Origin of the sequence: Streptomyces sp. NPDC088812 (assembly GCF_044750285.1) — a bacterium.
In the GTDB taxonomy this organism is placed as follows: domain Bacteria; phylum Actinomycetota; class Actinomycetes; order Streptomycetales; family Streptomycetaceae; genus Streptomyces.
In genome coordinates this window covers 1-19,691 of sequence record NZ_JBIVJP010000005.1, presented here as the reverse complement: position 1 = coordinate 19,691, position 19,691 = coordinate 1, and the positions used below count along the sequence as shown (strand labels likewise).

The following is a 19,691-nucleotide window of genomic DNA, read 5'->3' as shown; positions in this document are numbered from 1 at the left end:
CGCTGCCGAGCCCGGCCGGCCGACACGGCACCACCCCCGTCCGTATCCACCGGAACAACGAGAGCTCGTCAGTTCGTTGAGCAAGAATTGGCGTTTTGCCAACACGGCTGAGCGACTGCTTTGCTTCACCGCTCAACGACGCAGGACAACAACCCCCTTGACCGCACTAGCGACAGCCCCCTCATGGGGGTGACGTGGCCGTTCGACTGGAGTTGCACGTGGCCGGGCGCATCGAAGACTACGCACTCATCGGAGACATGCAGACCGCCGCACTGGTCTGCCGTGACGGGACCGTGGACTGGCTGTGCCTGCCCCGCTTCGACTCGCACGCGATCTTCGCAGGGCTGCTGGGCACCGAGGAGCACGGCTTCTGGCGGCTCGGGCCCGCCTACGGCTCCGACCAGGAGCCACCCACCGCCGCCCGGCGCGCCTACCGGGGCGACTCACTGATCCTCGAATCCGAGTGGGACACCCCGCGCGGCACGGTCCGGGTGACCGATTTCATGCCCCCGCGTGACGGCGCCCCCCAGCTGATCCGCATCGTCGAGGGCGTCTCCGGCCGCGTCCCCATGCGCTCGGCCCTGCGGATGCGGTTCTCCTACGGGCGCGTCGTCCCCTGGGTGCACCGGCACGAGGGGCGCACGGTGGCGGTCGCGGGACCGGACTCCGTGTGGTTCGACACCGACTGCGAGACCTACGGGAAGTCGCTGACGACCTACGCCGACTTCACCGTCGCCCCCGGCGAGCGCATCGCCTTCACGATCTCCTGGCAGCCGTCGCACAAGGAGCCGCCGCCCCTGCCCGAGCCGGAGCAGTCGCTGGAGGCGACGGAGGAGTTCTGGCGCGAGTGGGTCGAGCACTGTACGTACCACGGCCCCTACCGCGAGGCCGTGATCCGCTCGCTGATCACGCTGAAGGCGCTGACCTACGCCCCCACCGGCGGGATCGTCGCCGCCCCCACCACCTCCCTCCCGGAGGACATCGGCGGCGTGCGCAACTGGGACTACCGCTACACCTGGCTGCGCGACGCGGCCATCACCCTGTCCTCGCTGCTGCGCACCGGCTACCGCGAGGAAGCCCGCGCCTGGCGCGAGTGGCTGCTGCGCGCGGTCGCCGGCGACCCGGAGAACCTCCAGATCATGTACGGCATCGCCGGCGAGCGGGAGCTCGGCGAGGCGGAGCTGGACTGGCTGCCCGGCTACGAGAACTCCGCACCGGTCCGGGTCGGCAACGGCGCCGCGCACCAGCTCCAGCTGGACGTGTACGGCGAGGTCACCGAGGCCCTGCACCTGGGCCACATGACGGGCCTGGCCCGCAACGACTACGCCTCCCTCCTCCAGCTGAAGCTGATCCGCTACCTGGAGAAGCACTGGGACACGCCGGACGAGGGCATCTGGGAGGTCCGCGGTCCGCGCCGGCACTTCGTGCACTCCAAGGTCATGGCCTGGGTCGCGGTCGACCGCACGATCAAGCTGATCGAGTCCGGCGACGCGGACGGCCCGCTGGAGCGGTGGCGCGAGCTGCGCGACGACATCCACCGGGACGTGTGCGAGAAGGGCTACGACAAGGAGCGCAACACCTTCACCCAGTCCTACGGCTCCAAGGAGCTGGACGCGTCCTTGCTGCTCATCCCGCAGATGGGCTTCCTGCCCCCGGACGACAAGCGGGTGATCGGCACGATCGAGGCGATCCAGCGGGAGCTGTCCACGCCGGACGGCTTCATCCTGCGCTATCCCACCCAGGGCGACCACGAGGGCGTGGACGGCCTCCCCGGCGACGAGGGCGCCTTCCTGGCGTGCTCGTTCTGGATGGCGGACGACCTCGCGATGATCGGCCGCGTGGACGAGGCCCGCAAGCTCTTCGAGAAGCTGCTCTCGCTGCGCAACGACCTCGGACTGCTCGCCGAGGAGTGGGACCCGCGCCTGCAGCGCCAGGTCGGCAACTTCCCGCAGGCGTTCAGCCACGTCCCGCTGATCGACACGGCGCTGCGCCTGACGGCGTCCGGCGCGTACGGCGGCTGAACCGGTGCCGGGCGGCTGAACCCGCCCGGCACGCCCCGCCCGCCTACGCTGGGAGGCATCGGCCCCGGCACCGGAAGGGGGCGCGGCCCATGGCTCCCCCGTCGAAGGCGGGCGCGGCCCTCGCCGCGCTGCGCGAGGATCTGGCCGGCGACGTGTTCGCCCCGTGGGACGTGGGGTACGACGAGGCCCGGACGGTGTTCAACGCGATGATCGACCGCCGTCCGGCGGTGATCGCGCAGTGCGTGGACGAGGCCGACGTCGTACGGGCCGTGCGGTTCGCCCGTGACCTCGACCTGAAGGTCGCGGTGCGCGGCGGCGGACACAGCGTGGCGGGCATGGCGGTGAACGACAACAACCTGGTGGTCGACCTGCGGCACATGCGCGCGGTCGCCGTCGACCCCGCGGCGCGGGCGGTGCGGGTCGCGGGCGGCGCCACGATGAGCGACCTGGACCGCGCCACCCAGCCCCACGGTCTGGCCACGACCGGCGGCCGGGCCTCCACCACCGGCGTCGGCGGCTTCGTCCTCGGCGGCGGCACCGGCTGGCTCGACCGCCGCTGCGGACTCGCCGTCGACAACCTGCTCGGCGTCGACCTCGTCACCGCCGACGGCGACCGGCTCCACGCGAGCCCCGACGAACATCCCGACCTGTTCTGGGCCCTGCACGGCGGCGGCGGCAACTTCGGCGTCGCCACCGCGCTCACCCTGCGGCTGCACGAGCTGCCCGAGTTCGCCATCGCGCTGCTGCTGTACCGCCCGGAGTCGGGCCGCGAGGTCACCCGCGCCTACCGCGACGTGATCGAGTCCGGCCCCGACGAGGCGGGCGGCGCCGTCCTCTACCTCACCGGCCGGCCCGCGGAGTTCGTCCCGCCGCACCTGGTCGGCACGCTGGTGTGCGCCGTGCTGCTGACGTACGCCGGGCCGGAGGCCGGTCTGCGCGAGGTGGCCGAGCCGCTGCTGGCGCTGCCCCACGAGGCGGAGATCGTCGGGCCGATGCCGTACGCCGACGTGCAGTGCATGATCGACGAACCGCCCGGGATGCGGAACCACTGGTCGGCGGAGTACCTGTCGGGCGCGCCCGACGACCTCGTGGACGTCTTCTGCGCCCGGGGGGAGGCGCTGCCCGTGCCGACCGGCTCGATGCACGCCCTGTTCCCGCAGGGCGGGGCGATCGCCGCCGGCCCGCACGGGTTCCCGGTGCCGTACCGGGACGCGCCGTGGGCCGTGCACCCCTTCGGGCTGTGGGAGGACCCCGCGGACGACGAGCGGTGCGTGCGGTGGGTCCGGGGCGTGCGGCCCGAGGTGGGGCCGTGGAGCACGGGCGCGGTCTACCTCAACTTCATCGGCGACGAGGGCGCCGGCCGGGTCGTGGCCGGTGTGGGCGCCGGGAACACCCGGCGGCTCGGGGACCTGAAGCGACGGTACGACCCCGACAACGTCTTCCGCTTCAACCACAACATCAGACCGATCTGAGCGACGCGTCCGTCCGGGACCCGGGGGACCGAGCACCGAGGGGGCGGCTCGGGGCGCGCGGCGTCCCCCGGCACACCCACACCCCGGAGGCCGCCGACGGTGATCGTCCCCGTCTCCGGCGGAGCTGTCGCCGGGACGTCTGCGCAGGTAGCGTCCGCTGCATGGACAGCCGCACGGACCACCGATACGACAGTCAGGGCGCCGGCATCACCGTGCGGCGCGCGCTGGAGCTGCCCGGCCTGCGCAGCGGGCTGCCGGAGATCCTCGCGGGCGCGGAACGGCTGGGCCGCACGGTGCGCTGGGTACACGCGGGCGAGGTCCCCAACATCGCCTCCCTGCTCAAGGGCGGCGAGCTGCTGCTGACCACGGGCTACGGCCTGGGCACCCGGCCGGCCGACCAGCGGGCGTTCGTACGGACCCTGGCCGAGCGGGGCATCGCGGCCCTGGTGATCGAGCTGGGCCCGCGCTTCACCCGCCTGCCCTCAGCGGTGGTCGAGACGGCGCGGACGGCGGGTCTGCCACTGGTCCAGCTCCACCGCGAGGTGCCGTTCGTGACGGTGACCGAGGAGATCCACACCGAGATCGTCAACGGCCACTACGCGCTGCTCCAGCGGGCGGAGGAGGTGCACCGCCGCTGTACGCAGGCCCTGCTGGGCGGGGGCGGGGTCCCGCAGGTGCTGGAGATCCTGGCGGAGTTCTGCGGCAACCCGGTCTTCCTGGAGACGACCGAGGGCCGGCTGCTGTACGCCGCCGGGGCCGGGCCCGCGGGAGCCGATCCGCTCCAGGTGTGGGAGGGGTTGCGCGGACCGCACAAGGACGCGCCGCCGCCCGCCGGTTCGGTGCTGGTGGACGTGCCCGGCGGCGGGCCGGGTGCGGGCTCGGTGCGGGCCCGGCTCGTGCTGCTGCCGGTGCGCGCCGCGCTGGCTCCGGTGCACCGCATGGCGGTCGAGCGGGCGGCCGGGGTCCTGGCCGTGGTGCTGATGCAGGCGCGTCAGGAGGAGGAACTGGCGGCGCGGGGCAGGGGCGACTTCCTGACCGACCTCGCCGAGGGGCGGATCGCGGCGCAGGACGCCCCGGCGCAGGCACGTGTGCTGGGTTTCAAGCCGGGCGACAGCCCGCTGCTGCCGGTCGTCATGCGGCTGGGCGACGCGCTCTCCCCGGGCGGGGGCTGGGCGGTGCTGGCGCGTGCGGTGGCGGAGGAGCTGGCGTCGGTCGGGGTGCCGGTCCTGCTCGGCGTACGCCCGGTGGAGGGCCGGGTGCCGCTGCTGCTCGGCCTGCGCGCGGAGTCGGAGCGATCGGCGGTGGCGGACCGGGTCGCGGCGGCGCTGCGGGCCGGCGCGGAGCGGGCCGGCATGCGGCGGCCGGGAGGCCGGCCGCCGGTCGTGGTCGTCGGCGTCGCGGGGGGCTGGGCGGCCGCGTCGGCGGGCCTGCGGCACGCGGCGGAGACGGCGACCGCCGCGCAGGGACTGTCGGACCGGCCCTGGTACGACGCCCGCCGCCTCGACATCGACCTGCTCCTGTGGCGCCTGCGCGACCATCCCGACCTGGCGGCCTTCGTGGACCGCGCGATCGGCCCGGTCCGTGACCACGACCAGCGCTCCAGGCCGCCCCTGCTGCCCACCCTGGAGACGTACCTCGCCCACGCCGGCCGCAAGGCGGAGACCGCCCGTGAACTCCACCTCAACCGCCAGACCCTGTACAACCGCCTCGCCCGCATCGGCGAGCTCCTGGGCACGGACCTGGACGACCCGCAGACGGTCCTGGCACTGAGCCTCGCCCTGCGGGCCCGCCGACTGGTGCCGTGAACCGTCCGGCGGGACGGCGAGCGCGGCAAACCGGCAGCGTGCCCCACCGTACCCTGCCGTGCCACCAGGCGGGATACCGCGCCCGGTGGCACCCCGCCGCGATCCGGTCGAGGCCGGCTCAGATCAACGGCTGGGGCTGCGTCAGCTCGTCGTAGACGCTGAGGACCTGGGCGACGGTCTCGTCCTCGGTGGGCCACATGGCCGCCTGCCGGGTGCCGAGGTCGCGGAGCCGCTCGCACCGTCCGGGGTCGTCGAGCAGCCGGGCGACGGCGTCGCCGAGCGCGTCCGCGTCGCCGGGCGGGACGAGTTCGGCGGCGTCACCGACGAGTTCGCGGACGCCGCCGGTCCGGGCGGCGACGAGCGGCACGCGCGCGTGGAGCGCCTCCTGCGCCGCGACGGACCGCGCCTCCTCCTCGCCCGCCAGCACGGCGAGATCGGCCGCGGCCAGCAGCTCGCCCACGTCGTCCCGAAGCCCGATGAGCCGGACGGGCAGTTCCTCGTCCTCGATGCGCCGCTGGAGATCCGCCCGCAGCGGTCCCTCCCCCACCACCACGACCAACGGCACGGGATCCAGCAGGCGCCACGCGCGCGAGGCGTCCAGCAGGACGTCGTAGCCGCGGTGGCGCTCCAGCGAGCCGACCGCCATCAGCAACGGGCGCCCGATCGCGCCGAGTTCGGCACGCACCTTGGCCCGCGGCCGCTCAGGGTCCTCCTCGGCGGGGCGGACTCCCGGCAGTGCCACGGGGGCGAGCCGCGCGTCCCGCGCACCCGTCCGGCGCGCCCGGTCCACCAGACCGGACGTCGTTCCCAGCACCACGGAGGCCGCCTTGGCCACCCTCCGCTCCAGCAGGCGCAGCAGATGGGCGCGGGCGCCCTCGGCGTACGCCCGGTCGTGCCAGGTGACGACGAGCGGGGTACGCCGGCCGCCGAGCGCCAGCACCGCCCGGAAGGAGGCGTGCAGTCCGTGCGCGTGGACGAGATCGGCGTCCGTGCAGGCCGCCCGCAGCACCTTCACGGACGCGGGGTCGCTGCTGCGCGGGACGGGCACGTGTTCGGCTCCGGTGCCCGTGAAGTCGTAGGTGTGATCGGCCTCCGTGGGGGCGCACACCGTCACCCGCACGCCCCGTGCGACGAGCCCCGCGGCCAGGGAGCGCACGTGCGCGCTGCTGGTGGCGTTGCCACCGCCCAGCACCTGCACGGTGCGCAGCGGCGACTGGCCGTGCGGTGAGTGGATGCTCACGTGGCCGGGGCTCCTGGTTCGGCGTCGGACGGTCACGAAGGAACGTGCGGAAGGGGGCCGGACGGAGGGGTGGACCGCTCGGGCTCCTCCCTCTCCTACGTCAAGGATGCCAGCACGTACGGGTGTTCCGTGCCGTCGAGCACCCGAGGCTCCGGCAACACGGCCCCGCATATCACTCACACGAGTGAAGGAGGTCGGGGTTCCGTTCGAGTGGGTCAGGCCTTCGGGCAGATCGGCGACCGTGTGCCCCCACTCCCCCGCCGCCCGCACGCACACCCACCACTCCCCCGCCGCACGCACGCACACCCACCACACCGACGGCGCACGCACGCACACCCACCACGCCGACGGCGCGCGCCGGTCCACGACACCCCCGCCCGCCCGTCGCCGGCCTCGACCGCCCCACCGGGAGCGCGCCCAGCACGTGCGCCGCGCGCCCCGCCGTCCCCGGGGACCCGCGCGAGCACCACGGCACCCACCCGGCCACGCACGAGGGGCGATGACCCCAAGGTCACCGCCCCTCGTGCGCTCCTCCGCCTCGCGGGACACGGGCCACGGCCCGGCCCCGGTCGGCCCGGCGCTACCCGTCCGCCCGCGCCGCCGCCAGCAGTTCCTCCGCGTGTGCCCGGGCCGTCTCGGAGTCCTCCTGTCCGGCGAGCATCCGGGACAGTTCCCGGACCCGCTCCTCGCCCTCGAGGACCTTCACGCCGGACCGGGTCACGGACCCGTCGTTCGTCTTCTCCACCAGCAGCTGCCGGTCGGCGAAGGCGGCGACCTGCGGGAGGTGCGTGACCACGACGACCTGCGCGGTCTTGGCGAGCCGCGCCAGCCGCCGCCCGATCTCGACCGCGGCCTTGCCGCCCACGCCCGCGTCGACCTCGTCGAACAGATACGTCGGCACGGGATCCGTCCCGGCGAACACGACCTCCACGGCGAGCATCACCCGCGAGAGCTCACCGCCGGAGGCACCCTTGGCGATGGGCCGAGGCGGCGCGCCCGGGTGCGGGGCGAGCAGCAGCTCGACCTCGTCGGCACCGGACGGCCCGTAGGCGACCGTCCGCCCGCCGACCGCCACGCCCTCGGGGTCCGGCGTCTGCCGGATCTCGAACGACACGCGCGCGTGCGGCATGGCCAGCGACGCCAGCTCGGCGGTCACGGCGGCGGCGAACCGCTCGGCGGCCTCGGCCCGCGCGTCCGTCAACGCCTGCGCCAGTCCGCCCAGTCCGGTCCGCAGCGCGTCCCGTTCGGCGGTCAGCTCGTCGATCCGCTCGTCGTCGCCGTCCAGCTCGGTCAGCCGCGCGGCACCCCGCTCGGCCCACGCGAGGACGCCGGCGACGTCCTCCCCGTACTTCCGGGTCAGCGCGGTGAGCGCGGCCCGCCGCTCCTCCACGGCGGCCAGCCGCAGCGGGTCGGCGTCGAGGTCGTCGGCGTACCCCGCGAGCTCTCCCGCCACGTCCCCCAGCAGGATCGCGATCTCCCCGATCCGGTCCGCGAGCGCGGACAGCGCCGGATCGTGTGCCCGCACCGCCTCCAGGGCCCGCTGCGCGCCCGCCACGAGCGTCGCGGCGTCGATGCCCTCGGGGTCCTCCGGATTGCCCGCCAGAGCGGCGTGGGCGGCCGTGGCGGCCGAGGACAGCGCCTCCGCGTGCCCGAGCCGCTCCGCCTCCTCCGCCAGCTCCCCGTCCTCCCCGGCGCGCGGTTCCACGCCGGCGATCTCGTCGAGCCCGTAGCGCAGCATGTCGGCCTCCTGGGCCCGCTCACGCGCGCGCGTGGTGATCTCGTCGAGCTCGACGGACACGGCCCGCAGCCGCCGGTAGGCCTCGGTGTACTTGGCCAGCGGCACGGCGACGGCGTCCCCGGCGTACCGGTCGAGCGCCTGCCGCTGCCGGGACAGCTTCAGCAGTCCCTGTTGGTCGGTCTGCCCGTGCACGGCCACCAGCTCGTCGGCCAGCTCGGCCAGCACGCCCACCGGCACACTGCGCCCGCCGACGTGCGCCCGCGAGCGCCCCTCGGCGGAGACGGTACGGCTGATCAGCAGCGCCCCGTCGTCGAGCTCGGCCCCGGCCTCCTCGGCCCGCACGACCACCGAGGCGTCCGCGGGCACGGCGATCCGCCCCTCGACGACCGCCTTCTCGGCGCCGATCCGCACGAGCGCGGCGTCGGCGCGCCCGCCCAGCAGCAGCCCGAGGCTGGTGACCACCATGGTCTTGCCCGCGCCCGTCTCACCCGTGACGGCGGTGAAGCCCGGCGACAACTCGACGACCGCGTCGTCGATGACTCCGAGCGACCGTATCCGCATCTCCTCCAACACGGACACGACCTTACGAGGTCCGGGAGGAGAAGTGCGAGGCACCCTGTCACCCGGGCGGGTGGAGGTGTCCCGGGGACGCGGCACCGCGCCGATGTGCGGCCCCGCCGCGTGGACGCGGCCGGCCATGCGCGGCCCGCGGCCCCGGCGGTCCCCGACCACCCCTGCGAACGGCTAGTGCCGGGCCCCTCGCCACCCCGAGACGGGCAGCGCGAACTTCGCCACCAGCCGGTCGGTGAACGAGGCGTGGTGCAGTCGCGCGAGCCGCACCGGCACGGCCCCCCGCCGCACCTCGACCCGCGCCCCAGGAGGCAGCTCGAAGGTCCGCCGCCCGTCGCACCACAGCACGCCCGGCGGAATGTGCGGCAGCAGCTCCACCGCGAGCACCGAGTCCGGCGAGGTCACCAACGGCTTGGCGAACAGCGCGTGCGCGCTGATCGGCACCATGAGCAACGCCTCGACCTCCGGCCACACCACCGGCCCGCCGGCCGAGAACGCGTAGGCGGTGGACCCGGTGGGCGTCGACAGCACGATGCCGTCGCACCCGAAGCCGGTGACCGGCCGCCCGTCGATCTCCAGCACGACCTCCAGCAGCTTCTCCGCGCCGGCCTTCTGCACCGCCGCCTCGTTCAGCGCCCAGTCGGTGTGCACGATGTCCCCGTTGCGGTGCACGACGACATCGACGGTCATGCGCTCCTCGACCTCGTACGCCCGCGACACCACCCGGTCGACGACCTTGTCCAGGTCGTCCCGCTCGGCCTCGGCCAGGAAGCCGACGCTGCCCAGGTTCACGCCGAGCATCGGCACGCCGGACGCCCGCGCGAACTCCGCGCCCCGCAGCAGCGTGCCGTCACCGCCGAGGACGATGAGCAGTTCGCAGCCCACCAGGCACTGCGGGGTGGCCTCGGCGACCAGTTCCACCTCGTCCGGCAGGGGCAGGTCGGCCGCCTCGTACTCCAGGACGCGCACGCCGATGCCCTCGCGCAGCAGCCCCTTCACGACCAGCTCCGCGCTGCGGATCGCGGCGGGCCGGCCCGTGTGGGCCAGCAGGAAAACAGTACGAGCTCGGTTCTGCGTCAACGCGGCCCCTCCGCCACTGCACGGTCAACATCCGCCGGGTCCAGGGCGGGCGCCCCGGCCCGGAGCCACAGAAAATACTCGACGTTGCCCGAGGGCCCGGGCAGCGGACTGGCGGTGACACCCCTCACCCCGAGCCCGAGGTCCCACGCCTTCGCGGCCACGCCACGGACGGCCTCGGCGCGCAGTTGCGGGCTGCGGACGACACCCCCGCTGCCGAGCCGTTCCTTCCCCACCTCGAACTGCGGCTTGACCATCATCACCAGGTCGGCGTCCGGCCCGGTGCACCGCGCCAGGGCCGGCAGCACCAGCCCGAGCGGAATGAAGGACAAGTCCCCCACGACAAGATCCACTGGCTCCCCATCGATCGCTTCGAGCGTCAACTCGCGTACGTTCGTACGGTCCTTGACGGTGACGCGTTCATCGCTCTGCAGGGACCAGGCGAGCTGTCCGTACCCGACGTCGACGGCGACGACGTGCGCGGCGCCCGCCCGCAGCAGGACGTCGGTGAAGCCCCCGGTGGACGCGCCGGCGTCCAGCGCCCGCCGTCCCTCGACGACCAGCCCCTGCGGCACGAACGCCGTCAGCGCGCCCGCCAGCTTGTGCCCGCCGCGCGACACGTACTCGGGATCGCTGTCGTCGGTGGCGACGACGATGGCCGCCGCGGTCTCCACCTGTGTGGCCGATTTGGTCGCGACGGTCTTCCCGACGGTGACCCGCCCCGCGGCGATCAGCTGGGCGGCGTGCTCGCGCGAGCGCGCGAGCTTCCGGCGCACCAGCTCCGCGTCCAGACGACGACGTGCGACTCCTGCCACGTTCGGTTCAGCTCCTACCGGTCTACGTCGAGGGGGGCGCCGGAGGTCCCGGGCGGGCGTCGAGCGCGGTGAGCGCGTCGCGCAGCCCCCGGTGTACATCCTCGTACACCTCCAGGTGGGCGTCCGTGCCGAGGTGGTCGGCGTCGGCCAGCCGCTCCAGGCGGGCGTCGACCTCGTCGTTGCCGGTGGGCGTGCGGGGGACGTGCAGGGGCGCGGGGGCGGCGGGGTCGTCGCCGGGTCCGTCAGCTCCCCCGGACCCGCCAGGTCCGCCAGGTCCGCCGGATCCGCCGGATCCGCCGGATCCGCCGGATCCGCCGGATCCGCCGGGCACGGCGTCGGCGCCCGAGGGGGTCTCGGCATCCCGCGCGACGCCCGGGCCCGGCACGGGCCCCTCGCCCTGCGGGAGCCCGGCGTGCCGTGCGGGCCCGGTGCCGGGCGCGGACCCGGTGTGCGGCGCGGACCCGACGCCCGGCGCGGACCCGTCGTCCGGCGCTGTGTCGCTCATGCCCCGACGCTACCGCGAACCGCTGGGGTACCGTCGGGCGCGATGGCCACGATCGAGGAGTGCCGCGCCGCACTGGAGAAGTTCTCGGAGAACCTGGGGGGCACCCGGGGCGACGCCCGCGAGGCCGTCTCCCTGAACCGCTCGGTGAGCTGCCGCCTCACCGATCTGGACGTCACCTTCGTCGGCCGCCTCACCGGCGGCCGCATCGAGGTCGACGACACCGTCCAGGGCCCGCCGCCGCAGAAGGCCCAGATACGTCTCACCATGACCGGGGACGACCTGGTGGCGATGGTGGACGGCGACCTGGCCTTCGCGAGGGCCTGGGGTTCGGGCCGGGTGAGGCTGGAGGCGGGCCTGCGCGACCTGTTCCGGCTCCGGAAGCTCCTGTGAGGCCCCCTGGAAGGGTTCCGGAAGCTCCTGTGAAGCCCCGGAAGGGCTCCGGAAGCTCCGGTGAAGCCCCGAAAGGGCTTCGGTGGCCTCAGGAGGCCTCCGCGGCCACGACCTTCCGCACGTCGGTCCGCGCCTTGCGCGCCGCCGGCACCACCAGCGGCGTCCCCGTCTCCGGGTCGTCGATGACCTGGCAGCGCAGCCCGAAGACCTCCTCGACCAGCCCGGCCGTGACGACGTCGTTCGGCGCGCCCTGCGCGATGACCTCACCGCCCCTCAGCGCGATGAGGTGGGTCGCGTACCGGGCCGCGTGGTTGAGGTCGTGCAGGACGGCGACCAGGGTGCGGCCCTGTTCCTCGTGCAGCTCGGCGCAGAGGTCGAGGACGTCGATCTGGTGCTGGATGTCGAGGTAGGTGGTCGGCTCGTCGAGCAGCAGCAGCGGGGTCTGCTGGGCGAGCGCCATCGCGATCCACACCCGCTGCCGCTGACCGCCCGACAGCTCGTCGACGTACCGGTCGGCGAGCTCGGCGACGCCGGTCTGCGCCATGGACTCCTGGACGACCCGCTCGTCCTCCGTCGACCACTGGCGCAGGATGCCCTGGTGCGGGTAGCGGCCGCGGCCCACCAGATCGGCGACGGTGATGCCGTCGGGCGCGATCGAGGACTGCGGCAGCAGGCCCAGCGTCCGCGCGACCTTCTTGGCGGGCATCGACTGGATGACCTGCCCGTCGAGCAGCACCTGGCCCTGGCTCGGCTTCAGCATCCGCGACAGCGCCCGCAGCAGCGTCGACTTGCCGCAGGCGTTGGGGCCGACGATCACGGTGAAGGAGTTGTCGGGGATCTCCACCGACAGCTGTTCGGCGATGACCCGCTGGTCGTAGGCGAGGGTGACGTTCTCGGCGGACAGGCGGTTCACGGTGCTCCTTTGGTTGTTCAGCCCGTGGCTGACACGGGTGGTGGCGCTCATGTCCCGGCCGGACTCCCTGTCCCGGCCGGGCGTCATATGCGGCCCGACCGGCGCTCGGTGACCAGCAGCCACAGCAGGTAGACGCCGCCGAGCACACCGGTGACCACGCCCACGGGCAGCTGTCCGTCGCCGAAGAGCCGCTGCGCGGCCCAGTCGGCGGTGACCAGGAGGGCGGCGCCCATGCACAGCGCGGGCAGCAGGTTCGGGCCGGGCGAGCGGGTCAGGCGCCGGGCGAGCTGCGGCGCGGTGAGCGCCACGAACGCTACGGGCCCGGCGGCGGCGGTGGCGGCCGCGGTGAGCAGCACGGCGGCGACCATCAGCAGCAGCCGTACGCGCTCCACCCGCACACCCAGGGCGTTGGAGACGTCGTCGCCCATCTCCATCATCCGCAGCCCGCGCGCGTTGGCGAGGACGAGCGGGACGAGCACACAGGCCAGCACGAGCAGCGGCCAGACCTGCTTCCAGTCCCGCCCGTCGAGCGAGCCGGTCATCCACACGACCGCGCGGGCCGCGTCGACCAGGTCGGCCTTGGTGATGAGGTATCCGTTGACCGCGGTCGCGATGGCCGACACGCCGATGCCGACCAGCACCAGCCGGTAGCCGTGCACGCCCCGCTTCCAGGCGAGCAGGTAGATGGCGGCACCGGTGACCAGACCACCGACGAGCGCCCCGACGGCGACCTGGTTGGCGGACCCGGACATCAGCACGATCACCACGAGCGCGCCGGCCGTCGCCCCCTGCCCGAGCCCGAGCACGTCCGGACTGCCCAGCGGATTGCGGGACACCGCCTGGAACACGGCGCCGCCGAGTCCGAGCGCGGCACCGGCGAGCAGCCCGACGAGGACGCGCGGCAGCCGCAGCTCGTTGACGATGAACTCCTGGCCCGCGGTGCCGTTGCCCGCCAGCGTCTTCAGCACGTCGCCGGCCGGGATCGGGAAGTCGCCGGTGCCGATCAGCACCACACTCGCGGTGAGCGCGGCGGCCACCAGCAGCACGACGACGACGAGGGCACGCGCGTCCACCCGCAGGGAGAGCCCCCCGGGCGTGCGCAGGGCGCGGGGCGTCCCCGGTGTACGGGCGCCCGTGCGGCCGGTCTCCCCGGGCCGCCCGGTCCCCTCCGCAGGGGTCCGCCCCGAGGTCTCCGCCGCGGTCTTGGATGCGGTCTTCACAGCTGGGCCGTCCTCCGCCGTCGTACGAGAAAGATGAAGACCGGGCCGCCGATGACGGCGGTGATGATGCCGACCTGGACCTCCGACGGCCGGGCGACGACCCGGCCGATCACATCGGAGCCGAGCAGCAGCACCGGCGACAGCAGGGCCGCGTACGGCATGATCCAGCGCAGGTCGGGGCCGGTGAAGGAGCGGACGACGTGCGGGACCATCAGCCCGACGAACACGATCGGCCCGCAGGCGGCGGTCGCGGCACCGCACAGCACGGTGGCGGCGAGCATGGACAGCGCCCGGGTGCGGCCGAGGTGGGCGCCGAGCGCCTTGGCGGTGTCGTCGCCCATGGCCATGGCGTTGAGCGGCCGCGCGAGCAGGAACGCCAGCAGCGTGCCGACCACCAGGAAGGGCAGCACCTGCCGGATCGTCTCGTCGGTCGCGGAGGCCAGCGAACCGACCGTCCAGAAGCGCATCCTGGCGAGCGCCGCCTTGTCCATGATCATGACGGCCTGGACGTAGCCGAAGAGCGCGGCACTGATCGCGGTGCCGGCCAGCGCGAGCCGCACCGGCGTGGCGCCGCGGCTGCCGCCGAGGAACCACACCAGCGCACCGACCGCGGCCGCTCCGAAGAAGGCGAACCACACATAGCCGGTCAGGCTGGTGACGCCGAGGTAGGTGATGGCGGTGACGACCGCGGCCGAGGCGCCCGCGTTGATGCCGAGCAGTCCGGGATCGGCCAGCGGGTTGCGCGTGAGGGCCTGGAGCACGGCTCCGGAGAGCCCCAGCGCGGCACCGACCAGCAGCCCGAGCACCGTCCGCGACAGCCGCTCGCCCACGACGACGTCGCCGTAGGTCCCCGTGTCCTGGAACAGGCCGTGCCAGACCTGTTCCAGGGAGAGTTCCTTGGCCCCGATGGCGACGCTCGCCACTGCCACCACCACCAGGACCGCGAGGGAGACGAGCAGCCCAAGGGAACGGCCCGCCCGGCGGGTTGGAGGCGCGGGGGCGGTCTCCGCGCGCTGTTCTGGAACACTGTCGACCAACACGCAGTTAGGTTAGCCTACCCTCCTCACCTGGCTCGATGTCCTGACCGACCCCGTTGCGGCGACTTTTTCGCGTCCACGCCACCGCGGGCGGCCGGTTCACAGCCCGAGCCGCGCCAGCGCCTTCTCCCCGTCCAGCTCGCACACACCGTCGCCCGCCGCCGTCCAGGCGGCCGCGCACAGCGCCCTCAGCCCGTCCGGCGCGTCGCCGTCGCCCTCGAGGCGCAGCCGCTCGGCCCCGGCCTTCGCGGTCCATCCACCGCACCGGAAGCCGTCCCCGTCGGCCGTCACCTCGGGCTGTCCGGTGAGCAGACCCCGCAGGTCCGCGTCGACGTAGGTCGGCCGGTGCTGCGGCGGCGCGGCGAGGAGTCGGGCACCGTCGGTCACCCCGGTGAGGACCAGCAGCGAGTCGACCTCCCCGTTGAACGCCCCCTCGATGTCGGTGTCCAGCCGGTCCCCCACCACCAGCGGCCGCTCGGCGCCGGTGCGCAGGATCGTCTCCCGGTGCATCGGGGGCAGCGGCTTGCCCGCGACCTGCGGCTCGGCCCCGGTCGCGATCCGCACGACCTCCACCGCGGCCCCGTTGCCCGGGGCGATCCCCCGCCCGCTGGGAATGGTCAGGTCGGTGTTGGACGCGAACCACGGCACCCCGCGCGCGACGGCGTACGACGCCTCCGCGAACCGCCCCCACGGCAGGTCCGGCCCGCCGTACCCCTGGACGACGGCCGCCGGGTCGTCGTCCGCCGACTCCACCGGCACCAGACCCCGCTCCCGGAGCGCGACCCGCAGCCCGTCCCCACCGATGACGAGCACCCGTGCCCCGGCCGGCACCTGCTCACTGATGAGCCGGGCCACCGCCTGCGCCGAGGTGATGACGTCCTGCGCTCCGGTCGGTATCCCCAGCTCCGTCAGATGCGTGGCCACGGTGTCGGGCGTCCGCAGCGCGTTGTTGGTGACGTACGCGAGATGCATCCCGCCCTCCCGCGCGGCGGCCAGGGACTCGACGGCGTGCACGATCGCGCTCCCGCCCGCGTACACCACCCCGTCCAGGTCGAGCAGCGCCGTGTCGTACGCCTCGCTCAGGGCCTGTCCACTGCCGTCGGGACCCGTCCTCACGCTCGGGCTCATTGCGCATCGCTCCTCGTTCGCTCGCTTTCCTCGATCATCCCGCATGCCACTGACACACGTACGATGCCGGGATGAACTCAGCGGGTCACTCGGAAGCAACGGCGCCCCGAGGCCTGGAACTCACCCCGTTCCGAGGCCTGCGCTACGACCCCGACCGGGTCGGCAGTCTCGCCGCCGTCACCTCCCCGCCGTACGACGTCGTCGTCCGCCCCGACGGTCTGCACCACCTCCAGGACGCGGACCCCTACAACATCGTCCGGCTGATCCTTCCCCAGGCCGGCACGGCAGCCGCCCGCAACGAGCAGGCCGCGGCCACCCTGCGCCGCTGGCTCTCCGAGGGCGTCCTGGCGGCCGACCCCGAACCGGCCCTGTACGTCTACGAACAGCGGCACTCCGACGGCGTCCTCCAGCGTGGCGTCATCGGCGCGCTGCGCGTCTCGGAGCCCTCGGCGGGCGTGGTCCTCCCCCACGAGGACGTCATGCCGCACGTCGTCGCCGACCGCGCGGCCCTGATGCGCGCCACCCACGCCAACCTCGAACCCCTGCTCCTCACCTACCGGGGCGACGGCGCCGCGGCGGAGGTCGTGGACCGCTCCACCGAACGGCCCCCGCTGCTCTCCACCGCCACGGAGGACGGCTACCACCACCGCCTCTGGTCGATCACCGACCCCACCGAGGTGGCCCGTGTCCAGGCCGGCCTCTCCCCTCACCAGGCCCTGATCGCCGACGGCCACCACCGCTGGGCGACGTACCGGCGCCTTCGCGCGGAGCATGGCTCCCCCAGTCCCTGGGACCACGGCCTGGTCCTCCTGGTCGACACGGCCCGCTATCCCCTGCGGGTCCGTGCCATCCACCGCCTGCTGCACGGCCTGCCGGTGGCGGACGCCCTGTCCCGCGTCGAGGGCCTGTTCCGCGTCCGCCGCCTGCCGGGACCGCTGCCGGAGGCACTCGACGCCCTGGCCGACGCCGCCTGCGCCGGCAACGCCTTCCTCCTGGGCGGCGACGGCGCCTTCCACCTCCTCGACCGCCCTGATCCGGCCCTGCTGGCCCGCACGGTTCCCGCCGACCGCCCGGCGGCCTGGCGCTCCCTGGACGCCACAGTCCTGCACATGACACTCCTGGCCCATGTGTGGCACGTCCCGGACGACGACCCGTCCCGCATCGCCTACATCCACGACACGGCCGCGACGGTGGAGAAGGCGCAACGCGACGGCGCGACGGCGGTGCTGCTGCACCCGGTCCGCGAGGACGTGGTCCGCGATCTGGCCCGCCAGGGCGTCACGATGCCCCGCAAGTCGACGTCCTTCGGTCCGAAGCCGGCTTCGGGCCTGGTGCTGCGCGCCCTGGACCTGTGACCTTCCGTACGGCGAAGGGGCGGGATCCCGGCTTCCACCGGGATCCCGCCCCTTCGTCTTTCACTGACGTGTGTCAGTCCTGACCATTGCTCTGGCCGTCGCTCTGGCCGTCGCTCTTGCCATCCATCTTGCCATCGGTCGTGTCCTCGGCCGGCTCGCCGTCGGCCGCGTCCTCGTCCTCGTTCAGCGCGTCGACGAACTCCACGCCGTCCAGTTCCGCCAGCCGGTCCGAGGCATCCGTGCTGCCGTCGCGGTCGGCCTCGACGGCCTTAGCGAACCATTCCCGCGCCTCGCTCTGCCGTCCGGCGGCCTGGAGGGCGTCCGCGTACGCGTAGCGCAGTCGGGCGGTCCACGGCTGCACGGAGTGGGAGGCCAGCTCGGGGCTCTGCAGCGTCACGATGGCCGCGTCCAGCTGCCCCATGTCCCTGCGGGCGCCGGCCGCGACGAGCCGCATCTCGACCTGCCCGGCCTTGTCGAGCTTGTGCACCTCGGGTGCCCCGGCCATGTCCAGTGCCTTCTCGGGACGGCCGAGCCCACGCTCGCAGTCGGCCATGACGGGCCACAGCTCCACCGACCCGGTCATCCGCCGGGCGGCCCGGAACTCGGCAAGTGCCTCGCTGTACTTCTGGCTGGCGTACGCGGCGAATCCGGCGGCCTCCCGCACGGCGGCGACCCTCGACGCCAGTCGCAGCGCTACCTTGGAGTATCCGTAGGCCCCCTCCGGGTCCTCGTCGATCAGCCGCGCCACCATCACCAGGTTCTTGGCGACGTCCTCGGCGAGCGTCTTCGGCAGGCTCTGGAGCTCCTGCCGTACGTCCTTGTCGATCTCGTCGCCGGTGACGTCCTCCGGGATCGGCAGCCGCTTGATCGGCTCGCGGTCCCGGTCACGGTCCCGCTCGTCGCGGAACCGTCCGCCGCCCCGGCGGTCGTCCCGTCCGTCACGGCCCCGGAAGCCACCGGGCCTGCCGCCCCGGTCGTCCCGACGCGGGCCGCGCCCACCGCGGTCGTCCCGCCCACGGAATCCGCCGCGCTCGCCACCTCGGCTGTCCTCCCGACGGTCGTCGCGCCGGAATCCGCCCCGATCTCCACGGTCATCGCCCCGACGGTCGTCACGGCGGTCGTCACGACGGAACCCACCACGGTCCCCACGGTCGTCGCGCCGGTCGTCCCGACGGTCGTCGCGCCGGAATCCGCCCCGGTCCCCACGGTCATCGCCCCGACGGTCATCGCGGCGGTCGTCGCGGCGGTCATCGCGCCGGAACCCACCACGGTCCCCACGGTCGTCGCGCCGGTCGTCCCGACGGAAACCACGGTCGTCACGGCGGCCGTAGCCGCTGCGTGAGTCGTCACGACGGTCATCACGCCGATCGTCCCTGCGGTCGTCGCGCCGGTCGTCCCTGCGGTCGTCATGGCGGAAACCGCCCCGGTCGTCACGGCGGCCGTGACCGCCGCGTGAGTCGTCACGGCGGTCATCACGCCGGCCGTAGCCGCTTCGCTGATCGTCGCGCCGGAAGGCGGGCCGGTCACCACGATCCCCGCGATCGTCCCGGCGTGCCCCACGGTCGCGGTCGTCCCGCTGGAATCCGGGACGCGCCCCCCGGTCGCCTTCACGGCGGTCGTCACGCCGACCGTAGCTCCCGCGATCGCGATCGCCGTATCCCCCACGGTGGTCGCCCCGCCTGTCGTCGCGCTGATCATCACGGCGGTCGTCACGGCGGTCGTCACGGCGGAATCCTCCGCGGTCGCCGCGGTCCCGGTCGTCACGGCGGTCGTCACGGCGGAATCCTCCGCGGTCGCCGCGGTCCCGGTCGTCACGTCGACCGTGACCGCCGTACCCACCGCGGTCGTTGTCGCGGCGGAAACCGCCGCGGTCACCTCGCTCGCCACGGTCCCCGCGGAAACGGCTGCCGTCGCCGCGCTCACCGCGATCCCCACTGTCCCGTCGCCGCTGGTCGCGCTCCGGTCGGTCGTCGGGAGAGTTGGTGGACATGGTGACTCCTGTCTTCGGTACCGCAAGTCATTCTCGCGCAACCGGGTACCCGGCGCGCTCCGGAAAAACAAAAAGGACCCCTGGTCCCAGCTGAACGCTGGGACCAGGGGTCCTTCCAAAGATTGTTCGGCGGCGTCCTACTCTCCCACAGGGTCCCCCCTGCAGTACCATCGGCGCTGTAAGGCTTAGCTTCCGGGTTCGAAATGTAACCGGGCGTTTCCCTCACGCTATAACCACCGAAACCCTAATGGTTTCGAGCGAACAAGCACACTTTTCACTTGTTTTCACTCAAAGCCGGCAACGGTCGTTGCCTCAGAACTAACACAGTGGACGCGAGCAACTGAGGACAAGCCCTCGGCCTATTAGTACCGGTCACCTCCACACGTTACCGTGCTTCCAGATCCGGCCTATCAAC

15 protein-coding genes, 2 rRNA genes and 1 pseudogene are annotated in these 19,691 nt (G+C 73.7%); 5 read left to right on the top strand and 13 right to left on the bottom strand.

The window, feature by feature from the left end; genetic code table 11:
• Positions 1 to 218: 218 nt before the first annotated feature.
• From ACIP67_RS10365 to ACIP67_RS10355, 3 genes are all read left to right on the top strand, one after another.
• Positions 219 to 2,021, top strand: a complete 1,803-nt coding sequence (locus ACIP67_RS10365; protein ID WP_401690978.1) for a glycoside hydrolase family 15 protein — start codon at positions 219 to 221, stop codon at positions 2,019 to 2,021.
• Positions 2,022 to 2,110: 89 nt separating this feature from the next.
• Positions 2,111 to 3,493, top strand: coding sequence for an FAD-binding oxidoreductase (locus ACIP67_RS10360; protein WP_401690357.1), 1,383 nt, complete (start codon positions 2,111 to 2,113; stop codon positions 3,491 to 3,493).
• Between the two features lie 161 nt (positions 3,494 to 3,654).
• A complete protein-coding gene (locus ACIP67_RS10355) occupies positions 3,655 to 5,298 on the top strand; it encodes a PucR family transcriptional regulator (protein WP_401690354.1) in 1,644 nt (547 codons plus the stop codon).
• Positions 5,299 to 5,416: 118 nt separating this feature from the next.
• On the opposite strand, the gene ACIP67_RS10350 is transcribed toward ACIP67_RS10355, so the two are convergent.
• The 5 genes from ACIP67_RS10350 to ACIP67_RS10330 form a co-directional block, all read right to left on the bottom strand.
• Positions 5,417 to 6,538, bottom strand: coding sequence for a glycosyltransferase family 4 protein (locus tag ACIP67_RS10350; protein WP_401690351.1), 1,122 nt, complete (start codon positions 6,536 to 6,538; stop codon positions 5,417 to 5,419).
• 580 nt (positions 6,539 to 7,118) lie between these two features.
• On the bottom strand, positions 7,119 to 8,837 hold the full coding sequence (recN, locus tag ACIP67_RS10345) for a DNA repair protein RecN (RefSeq protein ID WP_401690976.1): 1,719 nt from the start codon (positions 8,835 to 8,837) through the stop codon (positions 7,119 to 7,121).
• 183 nt (positions 8,838 to 9,020) lie between these two features.
• Entirely contained in the window at positions 9,021 to 9,926 is a 906-nt protein-coding gene (locus tag ACIP67_RS10340) for an NAD kinase (RefSeq protein ID WP_401690348.1), read from the bottom strand.
• Positions 9,923 to 10,738 (bottom strand): TlyA family RNA methyltransferase, encoded by an 816-nt coding sequence (locus ACIP67_RS10335; protein WP_401690345.1) that lies wholly within the window; start codon positions 10,736 to 10,738, stop codon positions 9,923 to 9,925. Before ACIP67_RS10335 ends, ACIP67_RS10340 begins: the two co-directional genes overlap by 4 nt.
• Before the next feature lie 22 nt (positions 10,739 to 10,760).
• Positions 10,761 to 11,123 carry a hypothetical protein gene (locus ACIP67_RS10330; protein ID WP_401690974.1) on the bottom strand — a complete coding sequence of 121 codons (363 nt, stop codon included), beginning with the start codon at positions 11,121 to 11,123 and terminating at the stop codon, positions 10,761 to 10,763.
• Positions 11,124 to 11,285: 162 nt separating this feature from the next.
• Here ACIP67_RS10330 and ACIP67_RS10325 point away from each other — a divergent pair, with 162 nt between their 5' ends.
• Positions 11,286 to 11,633 carry a sterol-binding protein gene (locus ACIP67_RS10325; RefSeq protein WP_401690342.1) on the top strand — a complete coding sequence of 116 codons (348 nt, stop codon included), beginning with the start codon at positions 11,286 to 11,288 and terminating at the stop codon, positions 11,631 to 11,633.
• An 88-nt stretch (positions 11,634 to 11,721) separates the two neighbouring features.
• Here ACIP67_RS10325 and ACIP67_RS10320 read toward each other — a convergent pair whose 3' ends face one another.
• The 4 genes from ACIP67_RS10320 to ACIP67_RS10305 form a co-directional block, all read right to left on the bottom strand.
• Complete coding sequence (locus tag ACIP67_RS10320) at positions 11,722 to 12,597, bottom strand: ABC transporter ATP-binding protein (protein WP_401690339.1); 876 nt, start codon at positions 12,595 to 12,597, stop codon at positions 11,722 to 11,724.
• A 32-nt stretch (positions 12,598 to 12,629) separates the two neighbouring features.
• Positions 12,630 to 13,649, bottom strand: a complete 1,020-nt coding sequence (locus ACIP67_RS10315; protein WP_401690972.1) for a FecCD family ABC transporter permease — start codon at positions 13,647 to 13,649, stop codon at positions 12,630 to 12,632.
• Positions 13,650 to 13,762: 113 nt separating this feature from the next.
• Positions 13,763 to 14,806, bottom strand: a complete 1,044-nt coding sequence (locus ACIP67_RS10310) for a FecCD family ABC transporter permease (protein ID WP_401690336.1) — start codon at positions 14,804 to 14,806, stop codon at positions 13,763 to 13,765.
• Positions 14,807 to 14,902: 96 nt separating this feature from the next.
• The gene (locus tag ACIP67_RS10305) at positions 14,903 to 15,931 is read right to left on the bottom strand and encodes an HAD hydrolase-like protein (RefSeq protein WP_401690333.1); all 1,029 of its coding nucleotides are present in this window, start codon (positions 15,929 to 15,931) and stop codon (positions 14,903 to 14,905) included.
• A 71-nt stretch (positions 15,932 to 16,002) separates the two neighbouring features.
• Between ACIP67_RS10305 and ACIP67_RS10300 the strand changes: the two genes are divergently transcribed.
• Positions 16,003 to 17,286: a DUF1015 family protein gene (locus ACIP67_RS10300; protein ID WP_401690330.1), complete on the top strand. Its 1,284-nt coding sequence runs from the start codon at positions 16,003 to 16,005 to the stop codon at positions 17,284 to 17,286.
• Between the two features lie 73 nt (positions 17,287 to 17,359).
• Here the strand turns inward: ACIP67_RS10300 and ACIP67_RS10295 are convergent, their stop codons facing one another.
• The 4 genes and pseudogenes from ACIP67_RS10295 to ACIP67_RS10280 form a co-directional block, all read right to left on the bottom strand.
• A complete protein-coding gene (locus ACIP67_RS10295) occupies positions 17,360 to 18,145 on the bottom strand; it encodes a hypothetical protein (RefSeq protein WP_401690971.1) in 786 nt (261 codons plus the stop codon).
• A gap of 174 nt (positions 18,146 to 18,319) precedes the next feature.
• Positions 18,320 to 19,276: pseudogene (locus ACIP67_RS10290) on the bottom strand (hypothetical protein); the annotation flags it as partial.
• 124 nt (positions 19,277 to 19,400) lie between these two features.
• A 5S ribosomal RNA gene (rrf, locus tag ACIP67_RS10285) occupies positions 19,401 to 19,517 on the bottom strand.
• 101 nt (positions 19,518 to 19,618) lie between these two features.
• Positions 19,619 to 19,691: ribosomal RNA gene (locus ACIP67_RS10280) — 23S ribosomal RNA — on the bottom strand; the annotation flags it as partial.

Excerpts from the sequence above, each read along its gene's own strand:
- ACIP67_RS10360 (WP_401690357.1), top strand. The coding sequence starts at position 2,111 with ATGGCTCCCCCGTCGAAGGCGGGCGCGGCCCTCGCCGCGCTGCGCGAG.
- ACIP67_RS10300 (WP_401690330.1), top strand. The coding sequence starts at position 16,003 with ATGAACTCAGCGGGTCACTCGGAAGCAACGGCGCCCCGAGGCCTGGAA.
- ACIP67_RS10325 (WP_401690342.1), top strand. The coding sequence starts at position 11,286 with ATGGCCACGATCGAGGAGTGCCGCGCCGCACTGGAGAAGTTCTCGGAG.
- ACIP67_RS10320 (WP_401690339.1), bottom strand. The coding sequence starts at position 12,597 with ATGAGCGCCACCACCCGTGTCAGCCACGGGCTGAACAACCAAAGGAGC.
- ACIP67_RS10355 (WP_401690354.1), top strand. The coding sequence starts at position 3,655 with ATGGACAGCCGCACGGACCACCGATACGACAGTCAGGGCGCCGGCATC.
- recN (WP_401690976.1), bottom strand. The coding sequence starts at position 8,837 with ATGCGGATACGGTCGCTCGGAGTCATCGACGACGCGGTCGTCGAGTTG.
- ACIP67_RS10305 (WP_401690333.1), bottom strand. The coding sequence starts at position 15,931 with ATGAGCCCGAGCGTGAGGACGGGTCCCGACGGCAGTGGACAGGCCCTG.